The following is a 20,855-nucleotide window of genomic DNA, read 5'->3' on the forward strand; positions in this document are numbered from 1 at the left end:
TCAACAGCCGCATCGACGAGCTTCTGCCTCACAACTGGCGACCGGCCTGATCCAGGCGTCCACACACGCCTCACGTCCGCCTTCAAGGTGGGACGGCGAGCCGCTTACGTTTCAGCAGTCTTCGCGTCAGTCTCCAGTTTCGAAGCAATAATTTCTTCAAACATTCGCTGCGAGTCGTATGGCATCCTGAACGTGGCACCCTTGGTGCTGCATCTGGTACACCGGAACCGCCCCATGTCGCTCGAACTGTTCGACAAGGGAGCCCCTAGGTTGTACTGCGCGGAGATGCGTTCGAGGTAGACCGAGGACAATTTGCGCACATACATGCAAGACGCCGCCGAGCACATGAGCACGTCTCCGGGTTCAAGTTTCCGCATAGATGAGCCCTCTGACCACTCGAAATCGTTGAGTTTACGCAGCGTCTTCAGGCAGGTTGCGCTCGTTGCTAACATGAACATTAGCCATGACACAAAAACTGCAGCCGGGGTAAGGGCGTTCCCTCGTTCCCTCGCCCCGGCGCCGTCAGTACGCGTGAAGAAGCAGTGCACTTGGTTGTCCGGTTTTTGAGGTTCCGAGGTTCTCCCAGAAGAAGTACGCAAACAGACGTGGAATCGCCACCCTGCGATTCAAATGCCGATGGGTCATGCACGCGTTACTGCAGCGAGCCGACAGGATTCGCCTTTCAGATTCGGTCTCAGCATGCAAGCCGAGGATACCAATAGCCTCGAACTGAAAATAGCCGTCGTCGATTTTCGCGTGAGCCTCCTCGAGGTTAGCGAGACGACACCGTGTCGGACGATGCAGCGCTTGCAAATCCAGCGGTTTCCTTGACCACACGGTCCACGATCCGGGTGGTTCCAGTTCCTTCCACCTGCAACAACTTCGCGTCCTGCCGCAAAGCGCCCTTGATGCAAAAGAACGCTTGGTGGGTCGCCACCGCGGCAACAAACACGATCCAGTCGGCACTTCCACTCGCTGATTTCAGGCGCGGCGTGCAAACCTCGTCGACATTGCTCTCGACATTCGCGTTCGGAAACATTTGCCGCAATATCAAGGCGGCACGTTGCACTGCTTGTACGTCTAGGCTGTAGAGCAGGATCCGCCTGCGCAACAGTACCCCTTCATCAACTTTGTGCTCGCTTGGTGTGACGGCCGAAGCGGGCAGCACGACGCCGGCTTCGCTGGCAAGCATTTCCAGCAACAGGCGCTGCGGCGCACGCAATCGCGCCTGGAACTCAATGCCAGCCTGCACCATCAGACTGAGCCACCGAGTGCGTGATTCCACGTCGCGACACGGTGCCACCGCCAGTCCGTCTGCAACCTCTAGGCCCCACCCGACGCCGCTGGGCGACCGCGCCGTTTCGAAAACGCTGACCAGACGGTCGATCAGTGTTTTGTACTGGGCTGGCGTGGGCCCGGCATGTACGAGGTGCATAGCAGATTGCCTCATGAGTTCAAGGTCGCTGTCTCCGAAGCGGTCTCGTGCAAACAATGCTTCGATGAGCGCGGCGTACACGGATGCAAACCTCGAGTCCGGCGGGCAGCGCTCGATGACCCATTCGAACCATAGCGGATAAAGCACCTCAAACGAAAGAGGATACTCAATGACCAGTTCCTCGATCTGCTGCGCCATTGCAGCAGCAAACCCATGTTCCTTGAGTGCCTCTCGCGCATCCAGCGAACGTACAGTCTCCCGCCAGCGTTCGACCACGCCTTTGCCCGACCCAGTATCAGATGCCGGTTCGGATAGTCGCCCCTGCCAGGACTCAACTTCGAGAACGGGGGCAGCCAATTTCTGGACGTCACGCAACAGCGGCAGGTACTCGCCGTTCTGAACGCTCACACCTGCAGGGCTTTGAAGCACGCGCTGCGAGACGGCCGTTGCACGCACAGCATCGCCAAGTTCGCACGCGCATCGCAGGAGGGCGCCAAGCACTTCTGCATTGTCATTCAACGGCCAAAGCAGCAAGTAGGCCTGCTCATATCGCGCCAAGGACATCTCGTGCTCGGCTTCCTTGAAGCCCGATCGCGGTTGCAAGGACTTCACACGCGACTGAATGTCAGGGCCGGCAGCGCCGAATGAACTGCTGCTTACTTCGTTCAGCAGATCAAGACACATCGCGGCTGATGGCGTGCCCTGCACTAGTTCATGCAGAAGTTGCATTTTGCGGACTGCGGGCCGGCGCGACGCTCCGCCCCGACCTTGCAGCGGCGCGATGATCGGCATCACGTCATCCCGATACGACTGCAACAGGTGAGAGGCGTTCGTCGCTTGCTCGTCCATGCGCAAATGAACCTCGTAGAGCGCCTCTTGTATGTCCCCGAACGTCTCCGGCGGCACGCGCAACTGCACTAGACGTGACAGCAGTCGGTGACCGGTGATCGCTGACCAGCGGCCCAGTGCGGCCGCTAATCGAATCTCGAGAAACGCTCTGTTTTCTAAACTCAGACCATGCTGCTCGCGCAACGCCGCCATGGTGGACATTGCATCAACTTCATTTTTGGCAATGAGTGCCCGATCAAAATCCGCCCTGAGTTGAGCAAAGTTTCGCGGTTGCGCTACTGCACGTTTCGGACGCCGCGCGATCAAGTCCCAGTACATCTCCCACTGCTTGATCACCTGTGCGTCATATGCCTTTCTGATCGACAAAAACCGCAGGTGGCGCAGTCCAGCTTTCTTCAGGATCGGTACGACAACCTGGTCGGCCGTGTCTACGGCTAGGTCCATCCGTTCGAAATCTGCGTAACTTGGTCCGACAAATGCGCCAAGTTCTGCGCTCAGCGCTCGCATCGCGAGTTCGTCATGGGCGCACGCGTACCAGACGACAGGTGCATCACCATCGGGTCGCCGGAACGGGATCAGGATGCTGCGATCTGCGCCTCCTCCCGCGTAATATTGAATCGCGCCGAGCAGCGGCGCAGGGACTGTCTGCACATTTTCTGCAGGTGCAGTCCTGGCCGGAACCTTCTGCTCTGCGGTCTGAACTACAAAGGAATTGGGCGCACTGAAGAACGCCTGCAGCATTGCGGTTGCCTGTGCAATGCTTTCTTGTTGGGCCCCGTGGGTGTCAGCTCGCGCCATGTTCATCCAGCTCCGTATGCGCTTGAGCCACTTTGTAGGATTCGAATGAAATGGTGACCGCCTCAGCGTTGATCGCGATTCCGTTCTCTGTGAAGTTCATGGATCCACCGATCACGACGTGATCGGTGAGGAGGCTCTTGGTGTGAAGCACCGAACTCTCTGTCCAGACGCATTGGTCTTTCACACCGGCATCACCTAGCGCCGAAAACAGTCTCGGCTTGAACAACTGATTGTGTGCATCGGTGCGGACACGCACGTCGAGTACCGTGCTGTTGCATGCCATCGCCACCAGAACGTCGATTAGGCGGATCTCACGCCGGTCCCATCCGGGATTCAGTCCGTCAAATTGACCCATGCGGTTGTCGAAGATCACGATGTTGCTAATCCAGGGCGCCACGAGAATCACGCGGGGACTGGGTACGAGCAACTCCTGCGCGAAGCACAAACCCAACGCGTCCCGTACCGCGGTCGGCGCTGTGGTCGCTGATTTGAAGATGTGGCGGTCGAGCATCAAACTGACTCCGGAATTTCGAATGTCCACTCAATCTGTCCGTTCACACGTTTCACCGCTCTGAGTCTGGCGTAGACATTCAGGTAGGCGAACTGGACAGGTTCAGTAACGACCTCTCTCACCACAACCGGCAGCCACTTTGCCGCATGCGCGGCAGGGACGGCAACTGTTGCGCGCGATCGCTGGACGAGGCGTTCGCGCAACACTTTCTGCCAACCCGGGTGGCCCGGATCGATCGGTACCTCACGGGGCGTCAGCCACTGCCCCAGCAACAGCCGTTCGCTGACCGCGGCCGCGTCGCTGTAGCGATTCGGCAGAGGCAGCACGACCCCGCGCAGCGCGTGCCCTCGCGCCCACAGAATTCCCTGGAGCACACTGAATCGCCACGCACGTCGATCACCCGACGGCAAGTCAAATTGCGCTGCAAGCAACGCATCGTCTAGTCTCTTGTCATTGCTGAATTGGGCACAGACTAGGCGCAAATCAACTTCGATGCCGTGATGCGCTTCCAGCGCGTCCCACGTATCGAGTACGCGAGAAAGCAAGGCGTCCAACTCCGGAGGGCTGCCATGTCGCAGCAGTCGCAGACTGAGAGCCACTGCATAACTGTGAAAAACCGCTTGGCCCTTTTGCACCAGCATCACCCGCAGATCGGCGAACCGATTGCGTGCTTGGGCTGAACTCATGGCCGTACGCACCGCGGCAAACGCCTCACGTACATCTTCGCCTTCATTTCCGCCGCTCAAAAGTTGCAGCGTTTCGCGAAGTTGCCGTTCCGTCACCTCGAACTCGGACTCACTGAGCGCGGCTTCGATATGGTGATACAGCGCTTCGGGGTGGGTCGCCATCAAATCGACGACTTGCTCGATCAATCCGTTACCGCCGGGATTCACTTCCGAGACCCAGATCTCACGGCCTGCGGGCGACACCCCATCTGCACCGGGGCCGGGATCAATGTCAACCACGAGGCTGTCGCCATCGATTTGCGGACAAGCCTGTTGGATCGCCTCAAGAATAGCCGCTCCCAGGGTCGTTCGGACGACCATAGACAGCCATGCGTTCCAGTCCGGACCCATGGGATCAATCAGCACGCCTGAGGTCGCACGCAGCGCCTGCAAAACGACCGGATCCCGTAGTTCGGCATCCAGTGCCTGGCGCAGCTTATCCGACTTGTCCTCGGCGCTTTCAGATGCATCTTCTTCGGGCGCTTGAAACACCGTGTGGAGTACTTGGCGCAGAACATCATGTTCATGACCCGCGGCGAGCGCGTCCAATGCCGCGCTCAGATCTCCGCGTTCGCCGGCAACCAGCAGCGCGGCAGTCTCAAAGATCTGACACAGCCAGATTCTCAGGAACGGATTGCCCACCGCGGCCATCAGGCCTGTACCGTGCTGCGCTTCCCAATTGAAGCGAGCCGATCGCGCCGCGCGTGTCCGGCGTTCATCACTCCAATCGATGGTGCTGTGCAGTTCCGTTGGAAGATTGAGCGAAAAGATCAATGCGTCCGTGTCGATGTCGAACCCGATCGCACAGGGTTCAGCGCCGTTCATGAACCGCCACTCCACGGTCAAGGCGTGGCGATCCCTACCTTTCTCCAGCCGCAACCCGGCACGCGACCCTACCGCGTAGCGCCGCACCAGGGCTGCCGATTGGCCCGCATGCGTACACGCCTGAACACGGCTGAAAAGACTCGCTATCCCGATCGTCACCGGCGGTTGAAGATCAGTTCCGCGTTTGGGCATTTGCAGATGCGAGGCCCAATGAAGGCGCGCATTGGAGGTTCGGCCCACCTGCCACGGAGCACCTGTGACGGAGCCGGTCCGCATTGGAGAAGCGCTCATTAGGTGCGAGGTCACCGGGGTAAATGCCGCATACCCCTCACCGGTTGGCGCCTCCGAATGCCGGAACTTCGCTTGTGGATGCAGCATGTACCAGCGCCCGACCTGCACGTCCTGTTCGACCACCTCTTGGCCCAGCGCCAACAGCACATCGAGTTCCGCGGCGTCGACGCCCAACCACAACGCGTCGTCGAACCGCATCGAGACACGCCCCGGCGCGAATTCGGTCAAACCTTGCTGCACCGGCATATAGTGCGCTCCGCTGTGTCGCATGCGCTCCGGCACCGTCACGCAGAGTTCGGGCAAACTCAAATCACTGAACAGCGCCGCTGGCACAAAATCCGGCAAGGGTTGCCGGGCGCTGAAGTCACCCCCTGCAGTCTCGTGCCAGCGCCAGTTAGTTGCGAGGCGTCGAACCGCTGTGGGAATTGCTCCCAGCATGACGGGTCGTGGATGACTCCATTGAAGCAATTCCACGTCATCCCGCGGCAGACCCAACATGGAACTCAACCGCGCCGCCCATGCGTTGGCGACGTCGGGGTCACGCAGAATTTGCACCAACTCTTCCAGCAGTCGACGGCGCTGAAGCTTGCCTTGAAGCCAGTTTGCACCTGCCCAGGGATTCGGGCCACCCGGGCTTAGTTTGCGGGCACGTGATTGCAGTGATTTCCAACCGGGCACGGTGCTCGGCAGTTCTTCGCGCGCGAGCGCCTTGAGTTCCGCAAAGCCCTCCTCGGACCACCCTTCCGGCGCCGTGTCTTTGCCGGGCCCACCCATCGCCCGCCACACCGACATGCCTGTGGGATCGTTTTGCGTGCGCTCGCCAAGATGATCGAAAAGCGCAAAGACTGCTTGCATCCGCTGCACATACCGGTTGCTCATCGGCAACTGGCGCGGTGGCAAGATCGGATTGAACAATTGGTCGTAAGCCTGATAGGCGAGTCGGTCGCGACCGTAGTCCGAGAGAACCACCACGGTCCAAGGCCGCATGTGTCGCGTTCGGCCCGCGCGTCCCTTGCGTTGCAGGAATTGGGCGACGTCGCGGGGCGCCTTGTGCTGCAGAACAACCCCTACATCGGGATCGTCAAAACCGACTTCCAGCGCAGCGGTCGCCACCACGATCTGGGACCGGATGCTCACACCGGTGTCATAGGAAGTCGTGCGCGCAATTTCCTGGCCTTTTGCCAGGTTGTGTTGTGCGTCTTGTACGATGCGCCAGTCCTGACCGGCCTGATAGCGTCGCCCGGGCGATCCATCACTTCGCCGGAGGTTCGCAAGCACCGGACTATGACCATTGCGCGTCGGCTTCTCGGCGCCATTCGGAAATCGTCCCTCCGCATCCAGCAAGTCGCGGTAAAGGCGGTTGGCCGCGTCGAGTTGGTCGGTGAAAGCGAAGCTGCGCCACCCGCAGAATGGATGGTTGTTCTTGTTGTAACCATCACGAGGCTGAAGCAGCCGGGAGGCCAGCATCAAGGATTGAATGGAGGCCGATAGCAGCGCGGTTTGTGATACCGGGTCGCCGCGGAGCGCCAGCATGTATTCGGCACCCTCCTCTTCCATCTGGTCAGGCTTGGGGCTGATCTCCTCGACCGCAGTTGCGTCCAGCCCGGTCAGCGCGGCAAAAAACGATTGGCCTTCAGTGATCGTCGCCGACAATCCCACGAAACTCGAACGCCCGCCGCTCAGATTTCGCCAGCGCCGAAGAAGATATCCCACCTGGGCGCCGAAGGTCCCCGCGTAAAGGTGCACTTCATCGAGCAGCACCAGATCGGGCGTTCGATACGCTTGAGGCCCGAGGCCGAACAGGTGGCGTGAGTCATTGTCCCCGAGGCTTTGGTTCAACATCTCCACCGATGTGAACAAGACGTCCGGTGGCGCCTTTTTCATGGCCTCGCGGGTGAACGCGAGTTGGCGGTCATCCACGCAATTTCCACAGGATCGGCATACCAGCCGTTGAACACCCGCCTCGAGGTCAGCCCGCTTCAAGAGCATTTCACCGGTGCACTGGGGACACCTGAAGAACGGGCAGGTGCGGTCCCTCGCATCCCCTGGCCAAGACTGAACGCCGGAAAACGCAGATGTCGCCTTGTGCGGAACGCTACCGAACAGGACGCCTACGCGCAGCGGCGCCACGCCATGAGGCGACAGGAAATCGTCGAATCGGCGGCACTGATCAAAGACTTCGCGCAGTTGGTCCTTGAGCAGTTCATTGCGTGGGTAGAGGGCAAGCACACGCACGCCCCCATGGTGCGGCGTGCTCTTGCGCTGATTGGCGAGCCAAGACAGCGCCGGCAGGTAAAACGCCAATGTTTTACCGCTGCCGGTGCCAGCAGAGACAAGCGTTGCGCGGTGGATCCCGCTTTCCAGTCCACCGAGCACACGGGCTGCAGATTCGGTTTGAAATGAAGCCAGGCGCACCGTGCCGGTGACCTTGTCCAGCCAATGGCGCACCGCATCCAGAACGCCCGGCGTTGACACCTTGTCGCCGATCGTTTCCATCACCTGCGCGCTCGTCTGATCCCGCTTGGGATACTGCCGTGGGCGCCATAGGAAGCGATAATCAGCTACCAACGCAGGTGCAGCAGCCCAGGAGGTCGGCCCGTCATGCTTTGGAAACATCTGACGCAATCGCGCCATCAAGCGCATGCCCTCTGCCATTCGCGTGCGCCAGCGGACCGGCGCCCCGGGCGTGGCCGGCACTTGGAAGAGCATGTGGAGTTCAACCAATGCCTGCCGCAAATCCTTCGAAGTACTGAAATTGCATGCCGGGTCAGCGCGCAGTGCACCGTAGCGTGGGTCGTTCAACACCTCCCGAAGCGCCGCCGCCACCTCCTCGTCACTGAGTGCGTTGTCGACCAAGCCCCAGACCAGGCCACGAGCTTCAATCTGCTCGAGCGCGTCCAAGGCTTTTTCAGTTAACAGGAGATTGGAATTCAAATTAATTGCCTATGATTTAACATGGACCGCAAACCTCGTAGGATCGTCATGCTCTTGCAACCATTGCAGGACGCTCGGTGTCAACAATGGCAAAGGCGCCCCCAAAGGAAGCGCTTCCCGGAAAAGTTTGACCTCGGGTGGCAAGTTCAGCGCGAACGATTGCTGACGCGCCTGCAAGTCCCTTGCGTATTGATCAACGGCATAGAGATCGCTTTCTGAGCCGGGCTCCAGGCGATCACGAAGCGCGCGATAGCGTTCATGCTGCTCACGGTAAGCCCGCAGGGCGGCCTGGTTCGTCGGCGAAGGCATCATCAGATTGCTAATTTCTTCTGGAGCCGGGAGGGTGCCAGCTGCAAGTACCCGCGCGCGCCACGCCGCGCGGACCGCAGCGCGCGCCGTGTCTGCGGCAGTCTTCGCCTGATTGATCAGACGCACCCAAAGTTCGTCCTGAGTAAGGACCTCCATGTCAGTGCCACTGCGCAATAGCTCTTGCGCTTGGCCGCTGAGATATCTGACCTTGCCAAGCACTTCCTGCAGGTCGGCGTCAGCCGACACTTCAGCTCCGAACCATTGGAGCTTCGCATACAGCGCATCGATCGGCTTCCTTGCGCCATCCCATTCCGACTGTCTGCTTTGTATGGTGGCCAGTTGGTGCCGCACCTGGTTGGCGATATGGGTCCGGCCGAGTTGCGCCTGGGCATCCGTGCTACGCGCGAGGAGCGTCGCCATCATGCCTCCCATCCCAAACTGTTTATGAACGCCTCGCGCTGCACAAGCGCTTCGTCACTAAAGCTGTCAGTCTGTTTGCCGCATGTGCGCTCAAGCGCCGAAAAATAGTGCTCCAGAGTATCAACCGATTCGGCCACATGCTTGAGGTCAGGCAACTGCATCGAACTCCATCCTTCTAGACGCACATCCAGCGACTGCGAATCATCTGGTGGCGAGAACTGCCGTGCACGCTTGAACAGTCCTTCCAGTCCGTCGCTGGAGAGTTCCTCAATCGCTTTCCGGACATGCTTTTCATTGCATTCGGATGGCCAGAGCGACAAGGTGCGTGACTGTTCCAGAGTGTCTAGCATGTGCGTACGCCAAGCCACTCGCGCATGGTCATCGTCAAATGCCTCTGCAATGCGCGGCCGATAAAGTTCTTGGGCTTTCTGCAAAGCTGCCAGAACCTGCGTCAGCGATGCGTTCGACATGCGCTCGAGGGCGTCGGCGGCATCTGCACCCACCGCCTCCTTGCTTTTGAGCGTCAAAGCGAAGATCTTCGGTGTAGGGGCCTTCCAGGCCTGCTTGAACCGTTGCGTGTCCACGGCGAGGACTTTTCCACCGGTGTTGCCTTGATAGCACCCAAGTCGAAAACGAAGTTGGTCTTGCAATACCGTGCGGGCGCGGGCGGCCTCCGTACGGAACTCCGTCACTCGACGCACAAACGGATTGGTATCCGTAGCCAAGTCCATTGGGGGGTTGCTCACCGCGGGTTGTGCCAACTGCTTCAGCGCGCGCGTCGCATCCGGTTCGGCAGAACGACTCAATCCCAGAAGCAACCCTTGGCGATGCAACGCAACTGACAGAACGGCAACATCCGCCACGGCGCGCTCCGACAGTTGGTCCGTCGTTTGCGGTTCAAGAACATCGAGCAACGCATGCGCGGCAGCGTAGTCGTCCTCGGCGCCTTCATAGTCCCAATTCTGCTTGCGCAAGTCCCAACGATCCAGAGCCCGCAACCCGCCAATCACGAGCGGTGGAATCGGCTGATCGACGGCGGCGACGCGTATCACGATGCCGGCGCTTGGATTGCTCGTTGTCGTGCTGGGTGGCAACCAGAACCACTTGCTGTCAACCTTCTCGCCATGCAACCGCAGGAGGTCTGGATCGATCCGTTGGTTCAGTGAATCTTCCAGCAGTTTCCTGACCCGATTCGGTACTGTTCCGGTCAGGCGTGTCGTCGGGCCCCACGACTCCAGTGCCTTGGCAAAGTCCGAAACTTCAGGCCCTGGGGCCGGCGGCGGCGGGGCCGGGGGGGGCACGGGCGACTGCGGTCCCTGCCCGGTGCCAACGCCGTCTATTGGAGGCTTTTTGACAGGGGGTCGTCCGGGCACCGCGCTGCTGTCGAATGGCCACTTTACGTTGAGTGCGTCGAAGACCTGCTTTGACACCGGCGCAGTCTTTGACAGTGAATCCGGATTGCCCGCCCAGTAAAAGACCGCCGCCTCCACCTGCTTGAGTTCCGCTGGCGAGTAGCCCTTGTACGAAAGCGCCAGACCCACCTCGGAGACGACGCGAAGGTCTGCTGGCAGGGCCGCAGGAAACTGCCCTCTCGCGAAAAGGTTGCGCTGCTTCAGCACGGGATGCAGCACCGCGTCGATGTAAGCACGCGGATTGAATACCCACTGGCCACCACGCTTGAGTGCTTGCTCAGCAAACGAGCGAACTGCGACTTCAGAAAACGGAAACAACGCGTGCTTGGCCTTTGTCTTGCCAAACGCCTCCAACTGATCCGCGGACGCAGCCTCCAGATCCTCATCAAAAACAGGAACCCACGTATAAAGGTTTTGTTCGTCTGGCGGAACTTCGGCGAACCGCTTCTTGAGCACGCCAAGGCCCCATCGTGCAGCATTCAGGTAACGCCCCGTCAACCGCACCAAGCGCGCGACAACCACTTCGTCTGCAAGCCCTTCACTCGGGATGACCCATTCAGCCTTGGCTCGGGTGAGCAGGGTTTGCCGACCCGGCAGGAAACCGTCGGTCACGGCCAAGGCTGTCCGGATCGGTGCCCGGACGCGCCGCCCCTGGTCGTCGCTCTCGGCGATCACGATGTCCAGCAGTGGTTGCTGGATCCCGGCCAGCGCGGCCAGGTCTTCCACCAGTAAAACCAACTCGCGTTTCTCTGCCAACAGTTGTCGCCTGATGTCGCCAACGATCTCCTGTATGGTCTTTTGCCTGAAGGTTTCAGTGAAGCCGAAAACACTGCGCAATGCAGGGTCCAGGACTTCCTGAAGAATCTCCGCGGCCGCCGTCCTGTCCGCACCATCGTTGCGCGCCAGAAAGGTCAAGACACTGTTGGTCTCAGGCTGGAACGTGTTGTTAGCGATGGTCGGAGGGGGAACAAAATCGCGCGCATGAAATCGCCGCTGATCAGGATCTGCGGCGCCATCCAGGCTGGACTGAATGATGCGGATCATGACCTCTTGCAGCCAACTGTCGCGCACTTGAGGATCGCGTACTAGGGTCCGGACTTTGCGGGCGATGTTGATGCGTGGCGCGTGCTCGCGCGCCACTGAATTCGCGCGGACTTCCTCCTGAAGATTGCTCGCAAAGGTCTCCAATTCACCTGCCAGGGTAGTCGCCAGGAGTTCTGCCGCCTGCGTCGGCTTAAGCGCCTCCACCGCTCGGTCGAGATCATTTTTAATCGCTGCGTAAGCTTGCCCGCCAAGGGGTTCAAGCATCCGCTCCACCACTTGACGCAGACTTGCGGTTTTCGGAATCGAGACGATCACCAGGCGATCGCGCATCGGATGCCGCAGCAACTGTGCCCGAAGCCATCGAACCATGTGCGACTTACCAACGCCGGAAGCGCCGGTGATGGCGACCAGCACCGCGCTGCCGTCATTTGACGGTCGCATCAGTGCATCGAGCAAGTCCTTCTCGGTGGCATCCACTTCGAGTCCGGTGTGCGCAGCACGCCGGCGCAGGGTCGCCGGTTCATGGACAGCCAGCAACAATGCTTCATCAATGGTTTCGGCCTCGGTACGCAGGCACTCGTTCACACGCTCTGCCGATGGCCAGTAGTCGAGCAACTCGCTCATGACGAAGTCTCCTTGCCAGGACGGGCAATCCACTGAAAACTCAGATCCGGCCTGATCCCCTGAAAACCCGTCAAGGTGATGGATGCGCCGGCGTCGGCGCGGCTTTGCAGCAAGAGATCGCCCCTGGCGCGCAGACACATCAGGGCCCGCGACAACGCAGTGGACAGCTGCCCCGTCTGCAGGGGCGCGAGCATCGAAGTATCGATTTCGTCGAGCACTGCACGCTGCCACCGTCCACCATCGAGCACCGGCAACGCGGCCGCTACGGCACCCACAAATTCGACAGCGGGCATGCCGCCGCCAGCGGGCAAGATGTCCGGCACAACATCCCGCACTGCCACCGTCGGATCGATGTCACCGCCCGGACCTCGACTGAAACCCAGGAATTCGGCCCAGTATCGAAGACCGTTTTTCCGCGTGGAATTTCGCAGCAACTGGCGATCCGGATTGACAATCTGCTGCGCCTCTAGCGCTTCCAGATCACCGCTCTGTGTCCTGTATGCGTCCTGTGCAAGCATCCAGGCGAGCGAACGCGTCAGGTCAGCCGATCGCGCGCCCTCGATCGCCCAAAGGTCCGCGTTGTTTGATTCGGACAATGCCAGACGGCAAGCCGTTCGTCGGGTCCAGGCATCGAGATCGCGACCTCGCATCCGGTCGGTGGGCCGGTCCGCCACGGAAATCATTTCGTCGGATTCGACAAACAAACCCAACTCTGTCCAACGCCTGAGGGTCTGTCGTGTCATCTTGGGGTCCTGCACAAAATGCTCCGGCGCCACCGTATCGAGCAGGGTCGTTTTGTCAAGCGGTCTTGCGGAAGCCAGGACTGCGTGGTGCAAGACCAGCAGAACGCTCGGCAGTCCGTCCGCAGTGATGTTCAGTACTGTCACGCGTTGAATTCCTCCAATACAGCTTCTGCGCGTACGTGTTGCACGATGCCGGCCCAAACACGATCAGGACGATCTGGATCGCGCAAATCGGCGGGGATCAGCAACACCGTGAGTGCGGCATGTGAGTACCACAGCCAGTCGCGCTCATTGGGTTTCATTGGACGTGCGGGCCACAGGACCAATCGCACTTCGTTGGCGCCGCCTTCGAGCGCCTGGCCGCCCGTCATATCGATGTCATCGATGAAAGCATCCGATGCCAATTGCTTTAAACGCGTTTGCAGACCGGACCGCACGGCAGCATCTGCAGTGTCCAGAACGACAGTGTGCGGGTTCAACCGGGTCAGGAAGGCGTCAATGAGATTGAAATACCCGCGTTCCCGGACGTTGCCGAATTCGTGCGTTACGACCCGAACCTGGCCGATGCCGGTATCGGGTGTGAGAACTGACAGCCCGGTGACCGCTCTCGGCGCGAATCGGTCGATGCGATGAACATAAGGTGGTCGATAGTGGGCACTGTCGGCGCGCACTTTCCAATGCTGGGCGCAACCACCGCAACACACCGACACCGCCGCATACGCGTTGGGTTGGTTGAGCGTATACAACTCCCGCAATGCCGCCGACACTTCCACCGTTCCAGTGGCGAAGGAAAGCATCGCAGCGACGCCAGCGCTGGCAGCCTGACTGGAGAGCGTGCGGGCTGCATTCATGCGCGCCGCGAAGGTGGCTTCGCGCATGTGCCTGGGGTCCAGAATGCGGACCGCCGCGTAGATCGGCTCTGCCCCGCTCAACGCCTCCTCTGCGTCCATGTCCAGATCCGGGCGAGTGGCGCGCAACCCCACCAGTTCCACTAGGCCTGCCATCGCCATCAGATTGAGCGTGCGCAGATTCCAGTCTCTATTGACCGGCGAATTCGATGAAATGCCAGCACGGCGGCGCTCGAGGTCAACCCACACCCACCCCGTCGAACCCACATGCGGCACCGGATGTCCGATCATGCTTTGCCATCGTTCAAATGCGCGGTCGTTCCCGATCAGCGTTTGTTGCGACAGGTCTCGCGCCTGAACAACGTCTTCATCGGTGTAGAGCAACAGACTGGCAGACGCCAGACCATCACGGCCACCGCGTCCCACCTCCTGGTAGAAGCGGTCCAGCGACTCCGGCATCGTCGCGTGGATGATGGTTCGGACATCGGCCTTGTCAACGCCAAGTCCGAATGCGGACGTCGCAACCATCCCGTCCAGTTGATTGGCTGCCCAGGTCGTGAGCAATCGCTCCCTGTCCTGTGGCCCTGTAGATCCGGTAAACGCGTCGATCCGGGCAAAGCCCTCCGCGCGCAGCAGCGCCAGGAATTCCTGCGCCACAAGCGGCCGGGTCACATACAGGATGAAGGGCCGGGGCGCTGCTTTGAGGACCTCGACGACGCGCTGACGTCGCGCTGCTTCGTCAGCGCATCTGAAAACGGCGTACCGGGGCTCCGCTCGCAGATGCACACCTGATACCACCTGCGTTGCCGCGGGCGGCCCGAAATGGTGCTGCAGCAACGCGACACTTGCAGGCGTCAAAGTGCCAGACGCAAGGGCAACGCGAATGGCGCGACCCGCATTGGTTTCACTCAACTGACGCAAGTGTCGAATCAAAGCGGGTAGCAACTGAAACTCGGGCCGGAAGCCTTGCCCCCAAGTCGCCACAAGATGCGCCTCGTCAACAATCACGTGCGTGAGTCGTCCAGCAGTCGCAGCGGTCTCTAGAGATTCCCGCAGCACGCCCGTACCACTCTCCGGCGAAGTGAACAGCATCTTCTGAGACCCCTGGCGGATGGCACGATGGACCTGCGCGCGTTCCTCACGCGTCAGTCCTCCGTGATATGCCAGCGGAATCGGTTGCCACCCCGGGTCTTGCTGCTTCAGCAACTCCGACATCCGACGAGCCTGGTCAATTGCGAGTGCAACCGTTGGAACAATGGTCAAAGCCATGTGGCCATCGCCATCGAGCAAGGGTGCCAACTGCGCGAGCAACGACTTGCCGCTGCCGGTGGGCAAATTGGCAATCAGTGTGATTTCCGCCGGAAGGTGGATGAGCGCGCGCACAGCCTCCCGCTGGCCTGCCCCGGTAAACGTTGGGAGGCCCAATTTGCGCCGGACAATGGCGTCGGCCGGAACCTCTAACTTCTGCCGTGCAGAAATGGCGGCAAACGCATCGTCAAACAGATCCGTCTGCGCTCCCAGCCATTGCAAACGCACCGGACGAGCCCGGATGTCCAGGCCCTGCGCGCGCTCTGCAACGTCAAAACCTGCGGCACGCCATCCCGCCGCGTCTGGCCAAGCCTGGCCCAGCGGCATTGGCAACCAGTGACTCCCCCCGGCACTGGCAACGTGCAGTGACCAATGACGCACAAGGGCAAACAGATCGGCATGCGCCGCGATCCCCTCCTGCATCGCATTCCACACTTGCAGCAATCGTTGAGCCAGACCTTCAGCGCCGCCCTTGGCATGTGCCATCCAATGCGAGGCGACATCTTGCAGGCTCTGCACGCCATCAATCGCTGCCGGCATCGTCGAACGGCATCTGGTTGGACACAAACACAGCGCCTACGCTGTCGAGGCGCAGCTCCGGTTGCTGGATCGCCCCGCGAAGGGCCGTGTAAAACGATTCATGATGATCCAGATCTTGAGTCTCGAAAAGGGCTTGATCACCTGTCAGTCGCGCTATACGTGCCTGACCCTGCGCCCGACGCAACGCTTGCTGGCCATCGGCAGCCGCCAGAGCGTTCGAAACATGTTCCCTCATTTCTGCTGAATCCAGTATCCATTGGTGCGCCTTGGATCGGGCGTCGTTACAAAGGCTTTCCCAAGACTGCAGCCACGTCACATTTCCAGCATTCTGCAAACGGCGCCAGCGCGAAGGATTGAGATTGAAATCGGCGTCACCCACGGTTCTGTCGCAAGTTCGATAGCTTTCAAAGGCCACCGACGGAACCTCTGCAATGACATCCCCTCCTCCGTGCACCCAGACCGAGAAAAACAGGGGCGGCAGACTGGCGCCCGCTTGCCGTGCGAGAGCCTTTCGTCGTGCAAGGCCGACGCCACTTTCGCCATCTTCCTCCGGGTCCGTCATGGGTTCAACGACATAGTCGAAGCGGAAATAGAGGTCCGACCCGCTCGGGTCGTTGACAACGTGCCCAGGCCGGACACGCCACAAGCCGAACACCCGGCCACGGTCATCCATGCGACTGAACTCTTCAAGTGCAGTGACCACAGGATCGCCGATGCGCAACAGACGTACGTTGCTTGCCAACCCATCGGGTGAGGTCGCGCTGGAGCGCTGGCACGCATAGCGATGCGTGAATGGCAGAGATGCACTGCTGGCCGGCGAATCCAGATCGATCGCAGCAAGGAAGGTCTGGAGGAAACGCCCCATTGGCAGCAAGGTGGGTTGCTGGCCCCGGTAGGAATAGCCGACCCGGAAAATCTCATCCCCGTTCGAGCGCGATGACTCATGCCGCCAGACGAACCGCAGAGCGCCCTTCGCAAAGGCCGCAAAGGCTGCTTTCCAGTTCCTCCAGTCTTTGTCTCCCTCGTAAAGCAGATCCAGTCCCGTCGTGTCCGGGCTTCCCAACGCGTCCAACGCGTCCTGCTGATCGATCCGACGCAGTTCGCGTGCCACACGGCCCTGCTCTCCCGAAAGATCGTCGCATAAGTCATCGAAAGCAGATGCACCATGATCGGCCCACGCATCCGCGAGCGGTTGCGCGGACTCTTCGATCAGATATTGAAGACTGGCCACAGAGCGATCAAACACGCCCCAACCGACACCCATGAGGTTGTACCATGCCGTTTCATTGGGGTTGTCCCGATCAACCAGAACCACCGATCGCACTGACTTGCCGGAGCCAAAGCGATCCAGGCGACCCAATCTCTGTTCAATCCGGTTTGCCGACGGTGGCAGGTCATAGTGCAGGGCCACCTTGTACCCGCCATGCAAATTGACTCCTTCTTCTGCACGCGAGTCGCACACAAGAATCCGGCACGCCGAGGGATCTGAGATGAATGTCTGCCAGGCTGGAACCTCTTCGTCAGCATCTTCGTCTTCAAAGGACTCTGCACTTGCCACCGTATGACGCTGGGTCCAACGCGGGAAGGTTTCAGCCAGCGCTGCGCATGCGACATCGGCTTCATCGACGGTGTCGCAGAACACGACGATTTGCAGATCGCGTTCCTGCAACAATTTGAAGGCTGTCGAACACAAGGCCTCGACTCGACTGCTGTCACTCCGCGCCGCCTGTGCAATGGCATCCACTTCGTGCGCGAGTCGAAGCGCTTCTGGATCCGCGACGCGGGCGTCCGCCAGGAGCGAAGCCACAGACGCGGCCACACGCGGGTGGATCGCCCACTGCATCAGCCCCGCACGCAAAGCCAAATTGGTATGCGCCGCACCGGACAACTGGAGCCTAAGTTGCTCGATCTGTCCGGACAATGAAGCCGTCCGCCGGCCCGCGAAATCAACGCGCTCGAGCCCTTTTCGCTGAATCGTGTAGTACGGGAAAGCCGCCCGGCGATTGCGAAGCACTCTCCGGTGCAGTCGATACGTTTCTCCAAGATGGGTTCTGAGCGCTCCCAGCGCCGACAGATACGTCTCGTCATCTTCCGCAGGGAAGGTGTCCAGAACCCCCTGCAGTTCCTCGATGCGCGAGAGCAACAGCGGATCGTCGGTGAACGCGCTCGCCAACCGATCCAACTCATCGGGCAGAGAGTAGAGGTTGTCCGGAACCAGCGTCGCAACAATTTCGGCAATCATCTGGCGCGATTCGAGGCGGCGCACGAACCCCGGCAAGTCATCAAGCGGAAAGACAGTCGGATCGAGCAAATGCATAACGCGCAGAAAGCCCGCGCTGTCACTCAGTACCGGAGTCGCCGAAAGCAGCAAAAGACGCGGAACGCGGGCCGTATGCTCCTTGAGCAAGTCGTAGAGCGAGTTTGACTTGTCTGCCGACTGCCTGGACAAATGATGCGCCTCATCGACTACCAGCAGTTCCGCCGACGGCAGGAGTTCCGCAAGCAGTTCGACTTGGTCATGCGCAACGACATTCACGAAATCGTCAAGAAGGGACTTCAAGCCGAAACGTCGGCTTAACTCGTCGCGCCATTGAGCCACCAACGGTGCGGGTACAACCACAACAACCTTCGCGCCCGCCGGATCATCGAGCACGCACTGCCGGATGATGATGCCCGCTTCGACGGTCTTGCCGAGACCGACCTCGTCCGCGAGCAAATAGCGTTGCACCGGATCAGTCAGAACCCGGCGGACAACGTCGAATTGATAGTCCACCAACTCGACGGACGCGCTCAGCAAGGAGTTCAGTCCGACGCAACAGACGTGCTGATCTGACACCGCACGCGCAAAAGCGGCGCGCGCTTCATGAAGAAACGGGGTTTCGGTCGCCTGTGCGATCAGAAACGGAACGGGATCGCGCAACGGCCGGGACCATCGCGTTTCCAGGTCCTGGACATCACAGTTGACAGCGTCTCCGTTGGGAAACTGCACCAGGACCACACGCTCCTCTGCATCCAGCACGCGTCCTGCTTGCCAGCGCCCGCCTGCCATATGACGTCGATAGACGCGCGTTTGTGCTGGCAGCGTGACGACCTTCAGATCAGCAGTCGCACACTGGATCGACTCGACCGTAATCCCCGGCGCCTCAAAGTACCGGACCGTCGCAATTTTGCCGTCGGTGCGGATCAGTTTTCCAATGCCCCGCGAGGCGTTAGATGCACTTTTTACCTCGACGAAATCGCCAGGAGAAGCCATACCACGACCCTTACGATCTGACGGCGAGTCAACTCCGATGAGGCGAGTTCGCGCGCTCGAATCGGGTGCATAAAGAGAAACCGGCACTGCGGGTCCGGCCGGTTTGACGAATCGATTCTGAGTGATAGCGGTCTCCTGCGCACCCCGCTCGCACCTTGCGAATCAAGCAGCACACTTGTTACCGAGTGTGCCAGCTATTTGAGATGTTTCTCAAGACAAACCTGTTTACTAAGCGGTCGGAATTGAATATTTCCCGTTAGAGGGACTTTTCCTCCATCCGATGGGGGAGAAGCGTCCTCGTGGAGGAACTTGCTGGTGAGCGACAGGCAATGATTTGATCAGAACCGTGGACCAAGACCTACAAGGCGCTCGTTCACGGCGATCCACGCCGATCGTGCTCAATGAGCGCTGGGCTGGCGCCGCCATCGAGGGCGTCATTCGACAGGAGCGGATCGAGACGGTCTAACTCGCTGTGGATATGCATGGCTACCGACCTCGCAATGGGCCTGTCTCGACTATTGGGCTTCGACCTGTGCCTACGACTCAAGGAACTCAAGCAGCGCCACCTTTTCGTGCCCAAGGGCATGACGGTCCCCAGCGAGATCGCCGCCGTGTGTTAGGCCACCGTGAACACCGACCTGATTGAAGGCCATTGGGACACCCTGGTGCACCTGGTCGCCTCGGTGATGTCGGGCCGTGCCAGCGCGGTGACCGCACTGGCGAGGTTTGGATCAGCAGCGCGGCGAACTCCAATCTATGACGCAGGCGTCCATTTGGGCAAGCTGCTGAAGACGGCGTTCTTGGCCACTACTTCGTCAATGCCGGCTTCCGCCGCGTGCTGCGACGGGTCCTCAACCGCGGCGAAGCGGTCAACGCGCTCAAGCGCGCGACCTACACCGGCCGCGTCGCGCCTGCGCAAGCCCGGCGTGCCGACGATATGCAGGCCGTTGCCGATGCGTTGAGCCTGTTGGCCGATCGTGATGGCCTGGAACACCACGCAGATGCCGGCGGTGCTGGATCGGTGGGCCAACCGGCGCCAGATCGTGCCGCCGGCACTCCGCGGGCGCATCGCGCCGACGCGGCTGGAGGGCATCAACCTGCGGGGGTGTGTACCGCTTCCCGGTCGAGCGCTATGCCGCGCAGTTTTTACCATCACAAACTGGAGCCAAAACAAAGGCCAGCGGCTGACATCAACCCAGGAGAGCGTTCGATTTGGTGGGGTGGGCGACCCATTTGCGTCTATGGTCAGAAGCGGCCCTGAAGCGACCTGAGAATGAGTTTTTCGTGCTCGCTTGGAGATTGGCCATGCAGATCAAACTCAGTCTGGCGGTTTGTGACGGAACGGTCGAGTCGGATCCGCAGGCGCTGCTCACGATGGAGCTCGATTCGCATCCGAGCATCGAGACGCTGGGCTTGAGCTTGGCGAACGGCAAAGCAGCCCTCGTGCGGTTGCAGGCCGAGATCGTCAAGCGGCAGGTCGAGCTGATGTCGACCAGCCAGCGCCGATGCGATGGCTGTGGCCTGAATCGCGCCATCAAGGACTTCCACGATGTTCACTATCGCAGCCTGTTCGGCGGCGTTGTCGTGCGCGTGCCCAGGTGGCGGCGATGCGCGTGCACTGCACGCGCTGAAATCGCCGTTCGCCGGCGCTGGATTTCGGCAGAGCTGGAGTACGTCCAAAGTCGCTTGGCCGCCACGATGCCCTATGCCAAGTCGGCGCAGTTGCTGGAGCTGTTGTTGCCGGTGACCGCGGCCAACGCGCCAAGCACGGTGCGAGAGCACACGCTGGAGGTCGGCCGCCGACTGGATGCGCAGGGCGTTGAGGCCCTGCCAGAAGAGGTGCCGGTGGCGAGCAAATCGCACGTCACCACGGTCGGTCTGGACGGCGGCTACCTGCGGCTTTGCCACCCCGACGAGGAGAAATCGTTCGAGGTCATCGCCGGCCGCGCCATGCGCGCTGGCGTCGGTCAGCGCAGCGTGGCGTTC

At 60.4% G+C, this 20,855-nt stretch carries 8 protein-coding genes and 2 pseudogenes; 2 read left to right on the plus strand and 8 right to left on the minus strand.

The window, feature by feature from the left end; translation table 11 throughout:
- Window positions 1-772 precede the first annotated feature (772 nt).
- Genes dpdD through dpdE form a run of 8 tightly spaced genes read right to left on the minus strand, consistent with a single transcriptional unit; the run spans window position 773 to window position 18,956 of the window.
- Window positions 773-3,082 carry a protein DpdD gene (dpdD, locus tag WKW80_RS35415; RefSeq protein ID WP_340368245.1) on the minus strand — a complete coding sequence of 770 codons (2,310 nt, stop codon included), beginning with the start codon at window positions 3,080-3,082 and terminating at the stop codon, window positions 773-775.
- The gene (gene dpdK / locus WKW80_RS35420) at window positions 3,069-3,593 is read right to left on the minus strand and encodes a phospholipase D-like domain-containing protein DpdK (protein WP_340368246.1); all 525 of its coding nucleotides are present in this window, start codon (window positions 3,591-3,593) and stop codon (window positions 3,069-3,071) included. The genes dpdD and dpdK overlap by 14 nt, the downstream gene beginning before the upstream one ends.
- Window positions 3,593-8,368, minus strand: coding sequence for a protein DpdJ (dpdJ, locus tag WKW80_RS35425; RefSeq protein WP_340368247.1), 4,776 nt, complete (start codon window positions 8,366-8,368; stop codon window positions 3,593-3,595). Before dpdJ ends, dpdK begins: the two co-directional genes overlap by 1 nt.
- Before the next feature lie 9 nt (window positions 8,369-8,377).
- Window positions 8,378-9,097: a hypothetical protein gene (locus WKW80_RS35430; protein ID WP_340368248.1), complete on the minus strand. Its 720-nt coding sequence runs from the start codon at window positions 9,095-9,097 to the stop codon at window positions 8,378-8,380.
- Window positions 9,097-12,177, minus strand: coding sequence for a protein DpdH (dpdH, locus tag WKW80_RS35435; protein ID WP_340368249.1), 3,081 nt, complete (start codon window positions 12,175-12,177; stop codon window positions 9,097-9,099). The genes WKW80_RS35430 and dpdH overlap by 1 nt, the downstream gene beginning before the upstream one ends.
- Entirely contained in the window at window positions 12,174-13,064 is an 891-nt protein-coding gene (gene dpdG, locus WKW80_RS35440; protein WP_340368250.1) for a protein DpdG, read from the minus strand. Before dpdG ends, dpdH begins: the two co-directional genes overlap by 4 nt.
- Window positions 13,061-15,616, minus strand: coding sequence for a protein DpdF (dpdF, locus tag WKW80_RS35445; protein ID WP_340368251.1), 2,556 nt, complete (start codon window positions 15,614-15,616; stop codon window positions 13,061-13,063). Before dpdF ends, dpdG begins: the two co-directional genes overlap by 4 nt.
- Window positions 15,600-18,956 carry a protein DpdE gene (dpdE, locus tag WKW80_RS35450; RefSeq protein WP_340368252.1) on the minus strand — a complete coding sequence of 1,119 codons (3,357 nt, stop codon included), beginning with the start codon at window positions 18,954-18,956 and terminating at the stop codon, window positions 15,600-15,602. Before dpdE ends, dpdF begins: the two co-directional genes overlap by 17 nt.
- Before the next feature lie 301 nt (window positions 18,957-19,257).
- On the opposite strand from dpdE, the pseudogene WKW80_RS35455 reads away from it, so the two are divergent.
- Window positions 19,258-20,057 (plus strand): annotated as a pseudogene (locus WKW80_RS35455) (Tn3 family transposase); the annotation flags it as partial.
- Window positions 20,058-20,168: 111 nt separating this feature from the next.
- Window positions 20,169-20,855, plus strand: a pseudogene (locus tag WKW80_RS35460) (hypothetical protein); the annotation flags it as partial.

Source organism: Variovorax humicola (genome assembly GCF_037889915.1).
GTDB classification, from domain to species: domain Bacteria; phylum Pseudomonadota; class Gammaproteobacteria; order Burkholderiales; family Burkholderiaceae_C; genus Variovorax; species Variovorax humicola.

Bases quoted from the DNA above. Each gene is read 5' to 3' on its own strand.
- dpdF (WP_340368251.1), bottom strand. From the start codon at position 15,616: ATGCCGGCAGCGATTGATGGCGTGCAGAGCCTGCAAGATGTCGCCTCG.
- dpdH (WP_340368249.1), bottom strand. From the start codon at position 12,177: ATGAGCGAGTTGCTCGACTACTGGCCATCGGCAGAGCGTGTGAACGAG.
- WKW80_RS35430 (WP_340368248.1), bottom strand. From the start codon at position 9,097: ATGGCGACGCTCCTCGCGCGTAGCACGGATGCCCAGGCGCAACTCGGC.
- dpdK (WP_340368246.1), bottom strand. From the start codon at position 3,593: ATGCTCGACCGCCACATCTTCAAATCAGCGACCACAGCGCCGACCGCG.
- dpdD (WP_340368245.1), bottom strand. From the start codon at position 3,082: ATGGCGCGAGCTGACACCCACGGGGCCCAACAAGAAAGCATTGCACAG.